2 protein-coding genes are annotated in these 5,479 nt (G+C 34.0%); one reads left to right on the top strand and one right to left on the bottom strand.

From position 1 onward, the window contains the following. The first annotated feature begins 381 nt into the window (after positions 1-381). Complete coding sequence (locus KO502_RS05555) at positions 382-4,281, top strand: response regulator (RefSeq protein ID WP_216021581.1); 3,900 nt, start codon at positions 382-384, stop codon at positions 4,279-4,281. A gap of 292 nt (positions 4,282-4,573) precedes the next feature. On the opposite strand, the gene KO502_RS05550 is transcribed toward KO502_RS05555, so the two are convergent. Continuing rightward, positions 4,574-4,783 carry a cold-shock protein gene (locus KO502_RS05550; protein WP_216021580.1) on the bottom strand — a complete coding sequence of 70 codons (210 nt, stop codon included), beginning with the start codon at positions 4,781-4,783 and terminating at the stop codon, positions 4,574-4,576. Positions 4,784-5,479 lie beyond the last annotated feature (696 nt).

Here is a 5,479-nt window from a genome sequence, read left to right as displayed (position 1 = left end):
AAATTATCGGAATTGGTATGAAATAAACTATCAGGCTAGAGCGCTAGATAAAGTAATGTTATCAATGTTTTCAATGGGTTAAGGGTATCTTAAATCGAATTCAGGTTATTTACCTTATTCTTCTTATAGGTAATAAATAAACAGATAGTGAAATACCTTTAAAATAAGTGATTGATTAACCGTATCTAAAATATAAATAATGGTAATTTAGAGTCTATACTTACTTGTCACTTGTAGTATCCTGAAGTTAGTGTTTCTTAATTGCTAAAATAGTAGGTGATATGTTGGTGAGTAATTTGTTCAGCTACATGTCAACTGACCGAGTCATATCGTTAAATATAGCTACCATCGTCATTAAGCAAAGAGTATTAGATTAATAATATGTCTAAAGTTAATACCCTACAACAGAAAATAAAGTATCGGAATATATTGGCTATCTCCCTAATTGCTATTTTAATTAGCTTATCATTTTTAAGTTTGACGATTGTTTTTAATCAACAAGCTGAAGATGCTGAAACAATTAACCTGGCAGGCAGTCAACGAATGCTATCACAAAAAATAGCCTACCTTGCTGTTCAGCAATATCATAATATTAACGAGGCTAAAACTGATAAAATATTAATAAACAACTTACGTGAAACAGCAACATTATTTTCAACTAATCAACATGTTTTAACAAATTTAGCTGCTAATAAGTCTGATAGTCTACCCAGTGAAATTTATTCTTTATATGTTAATGAGCCTACCAAGCTTAACGAACACGTTAATCGTTATGTCGAAAATGCTATAGCCTTAAGTAAAACTCAAGATAAAAACAGTGCACAGGCTATTCTTCGAGAGAGCTTCAATCAAAAATCAATCGATAATTTACTTGCTTATCTCGATTTAATTGTTACCAAAATAGAGCAACACACCAATAAACGTATGGATAATATTAAGGTGCTTGAAGTGTTGTTATGGTTAGTAACTATGGCATTACTGCTTATGATAGGCTTTTTTATTTTCAGACCGTTACGTCTGTTTATTAGTCAAAAGCAGCATAAATTATTGGTCGCAAAGCAGCACAGTGCAGAACTAACGTTTGCCATTAATGAACATGCAATTGTTTATCGTATTAATATGGATAAAGAAGGGACAGTAACAGAAGTTAATCAACGTTTTTTAGATTTTTATTGTTATACCGAGGCCGAAATTATCGGCCAGAGCGTGTTTAAAATTTATGGTAGTAACTATAATCAGGAAGACTATAAAGAGATATTTAAAGAGATTGTTGATAAAGAATATTGGCATGGAGAATCAATCAATAAAATTAAAGGTGGGCGTGAAGTGTGGTTAAATACCACTATAGTAGCCCTCTATAACGAGGAAAATCGTATAGAGTCTTTTATTGTTATACAAAATGATATCACTGAAATTAAGCAAACAGAACTCACTCTGAATCAGCTTCATAAAATAACCTCTGATGTAGATAGTACTTTACAGGAGAAAATTGAAAATTTACTTATCTTAGGTAAGCAAATATTTAATTTACCACTTGCGTTAATTAGCGAGATAAATGATCAAGAATATCGCGTTGCATATTGTCATGCGCCTAATAATGAAATTAACCCGGGAGATAAGTTTGAATTAGGGAATACTTATTGTTTTCATACCCTGCAATCAGATAAGGCCATTTCTTTTCATCAAGCAGGGGGTAGTCAAATAAAAGACCATCCTTGTTATCACGCTTTTGGCTTAGAAAGTTATATTGGTGTACCTCTCGTTGTGGATGGAAAACGTTTTGGTACATTAAATTTTTCTGGCTCTGATCCGTCACCTCGACCATTTAGTATACAAGAATTAGAGTTAATTCAATTATTTTCACATTGGATTAGTGCCGAATTTTCGCGCCTTAAACAACAAGAGAAACTATTAGGGCAACAGTCTTTAATGGAACAAATGGCGCAACAAGCTCGTATTGGTGCATGGGAGGTTGATCTTGTCAATGGTGGTGTTTACTGGTCGAGCATGACTAAAGAAATACATGAAGTACCTAGTGATTATCAGCCAGATCTAGCAGAGGGTATTCATTTTTACAAAGAAGGAGACAGTAGAGATAAAATTAAAATCTTAGTCGAGAAATGCATTTCAGAGGGTATGGCCTATGAGGACGAGCTTCAGCTTGTTACTGCTAAAGGAAATGAAATATGGGTTGCTGCTAGAGGGAGAGGTGAGTTTGTAAATGGTGAATGTGTTCGTTTATATGGCTCGTTTCAAGATATTACCGATAAAATGATGACCCAACATAAAATCACCAAAGATAATCAGCGTATGACCCTGGCTGCTGACTCTGCAGGCATGGGAGTGTGGGAGCTTAATATCGTGACTAAAGAGTTGACTTGGGATGACAGGATGTTCAAGTTATACGGTGTTTGTGCTAAGCAATTTTCCGGTACTTATGAAGCGTGGGAAAAAGGACTTCATCAGGAGGATCTTGATAGAGTTACTAACGAACTTCAACAAGCAATTGATGGTTATAGTAAATTTGATTCCCAATTCAAAATTATATGGCCAAATGGTGAAATAAAGCATATTAAAGCTGCAGCGGTTCTTATTTATGAGAATCAACAACCTGTTTCAATGATAGGGATTAACTACGATGTTACCGCATCAATTGAGAATGAAATATCACTTATTGCGGCTAAAGAACAAGCTGAAATAGCCGCAACCGCTAAAAATGAATTTTTTGCGAGTATGAGTCATGAAATACGCACGCCGATGAACGGTGTTATTGGTATGCTCGATTTAGTAAAAGATTCACCGTTAACTCAAGAACAAAAACACCGTGTCGGTATAGCACAACAAAGTGCCCAGTCTTTATTGTCTTTAATTAATGATATTTTAGACTTTTCAAAAATAGATGCTAATAAGCTAGACCTTGAAAATATCACCTTTAACCTACGTGATATGATTGGAAACTTAGCGGAATCTTTTGCACAGCAAGCACAAAACAAAGGTTTAGAATTGATTGTAGATTTAGTCGATGTTGAAGAATCACTTGTTATAGGGGACCCTAATCGAATTCGTCAAATATTAACTAACCTTATAGCTAATGCAATTAAGTTCACTAAGCAAGGTGAGGTTATTCTCCATCTTAGCCAGCAATATTATTCTGCTACTCACTGGCGTATTTTAGCTAAAGTTTCTGATACAGGGATTGGTATTTCAGAAAGTAAGTTAGCGGATTTATTTGAAGTGTTTACCCAAGTCGATGCTTCCACAACACGTAAATATGGTGGTACTGGTCTTGGATTAGCTATTGTTAAGAAACTTTGTGAATGTATGCAAGGTAGCGTTAAAGTCGAAAGTGTTGAAGGTCAAGGTAGTGTTTTTAGTTGTGAATTATTCTTAGAAAGATCAACTGATTCATTACAGTCACTTCCTGTGAAAGTATTACAAAATAAGCGCATTCTGATTATTGAAAATAATCAAGCTAATGGAGACGTTATTAAACGACAATTAGAGCATTGGAAGCTTAAGGCCGAAGTTACAACTAGTGCACAAAATACTTTGCTTGAATTAAATAAGCCATCAGAAAAACCGTTATATGATTTATTAATTATTAATCAGGATCTTCCTGACTTTAACGCGATAGCATTTGTAAAAACAGTACGTTTGAATCCAATCTATAATGACATAAAAATAGTATTTATGACATTAATGGCCAGTAAGCATGGCGTAGAAAATAATATTGATGCAGATGTTTTTTTACCTAAACCTATTATTACTTCAGATTTACATTTAGCATTAAACTCGATGCTCAATGCTTCTGAAAAACAGCGTATTAATGATAATACTGAAGCTAAAGGAGTAGCATTAACTGACAAAGACGTAAGTTGGATGGAAGGGATTAAAGTTTTATTGGTAGAGGACAACCGTGTCAATCAAATGGTGGCTATGGGAGTATTAAAGAAAATAGGTATAACGCATTCTGTTATTGCTGTAGATGGTAAAGATGCTCTTGAAAAACTTAAGTCATGTGAAGAAAGTGACCCATTTACTTTTATTTTTATGGATTGCCAAATGCCCGAAATGGATGGTTATGAAGCGACGAGATTAATCAGACAAGGGGTTGCAGGTGAAAAGTATAAAGATATCGCTATTGTAGCAATGACTGCTAATGCAATGCTTGGTGATGAAGAAAAGTGTTTATCTGCAGGAATGAATGATTACTTAGTGAAGCCTATTAATAAGAGCTTAGTAAAAGATGCATTAAAGATATTTGTAAAGAGTGCAACTTAGTAAAGATCATTAACTCTATATTAGCGGTGTAGTCGTGGAGACCTTATTAGCGTAAGAATATACTAATCATTGCTAATAAAACAGTAATACCAATCTCACAAACTAAGTGAAAATTTACACGGGCTTACAGCGTTATTTATTTAATGATTTCATCTCCGTCTAAAATAGATCACTTAATTAATGAAGCTTGTAGAATTAATATTGGTTTTTTATTTTATAAATTTTAGACACAAAAAAACGAAGGATGATGAATCACGCTTCGTTCTTTTTTAGCTTAGCTTATAAGGTAAACTTATACAGCTACAACGTTCTCAGCTTCAGGGCCTTTTTGACCTTGTTTTACGCTGAACGATACTGCTTGACCGTCAGCTAGAGTACGGAAACCGTCTCCAGAGATAGCGCTGAAGTGAACAAACACGTCAGGACCATTTTCTTGCTCAATAAAACCGAAACCTTTAGTTTCGTTGAAAAATTTAACTTTACCAGTAACTGTATCAGACATACTAACATTTTCCTGTATTCATAAAATAATAATGTGGTTCTATCCCAAAATTAGGTAGAAACCGTTTTCACCCGAGTAAGTGCCCTCTACCAAAAAGTACAGGAAGAGGAAGGAAACAAACCATATTCGACACAATCATTGCTTCAAACAATAGTTTGCATTGTTTAAATCTGCATGTGTAGAATATTCAAGCATATCAGTACACTAGGTGCATCAGATAGAAAACCTACAACAAAAGTCAGTATACACCTTCATCTGCAACGCAAAAACTCAACGCAAAACTAGTCTAGCATAGTTATTTTTAATATGCTTTATAAAAAATTGCATTAGTTCAATATTTATTTAGATAAATTCAATTATTAGGCAAAGTCACTATTTACAGTGACATAGAGGCATTTTTATGGGCATTATTTGCATTATTACAGTGCAATTTGATGGTGTTACCGTACTAACTTTAAAAAAGTTAAGGGATATAAAAATGGCGACTCATATATGAGTCGCCATTTTATTTTTAACGAAATAACCGAGCGTTTTCTATTCTTATACCAATTTGATTAAATTTCTTCCCAACTCAGAGCTATGCTCGATGTGCAATGACAAGGCGAATTTGTTTAGGTTTAGTCATTCTAAATCAAATAAATTTAACGATGTTAATGTACATCGAGCAAGCTCCCAAGGGCGAATACCTAATAAAAA

Source organism: Colwellia sp. E2M01 (assembly GCF_018860585.1).
Taxonomy (GTDB): Bacteria; Pseudomonadota; Gammaproteobacteria; order Enterobacterales; family Alteromonadaceae; genus Colwellia.
This window is presented reverse-complemented; position numbering and strand designations above follow the sequence as displayed.

Bases quoted from the DNA above. Each gene is read 5' to 3' on its own strand.
- KO502_RS05555 (WP_216021581.1), top strand. From the start codon at position 382: ATGTCTAAAGTTAATACCCTACAACAGAAAATAAAGTATCGGAATATA.
- KO502_RS05550 (WP_216021580.1), bottom strand. From the start codon at position 4,783: ATGTCTGATACAGTTACTGGTAAAGTTAAATTTTTCAACGAAACTAAA.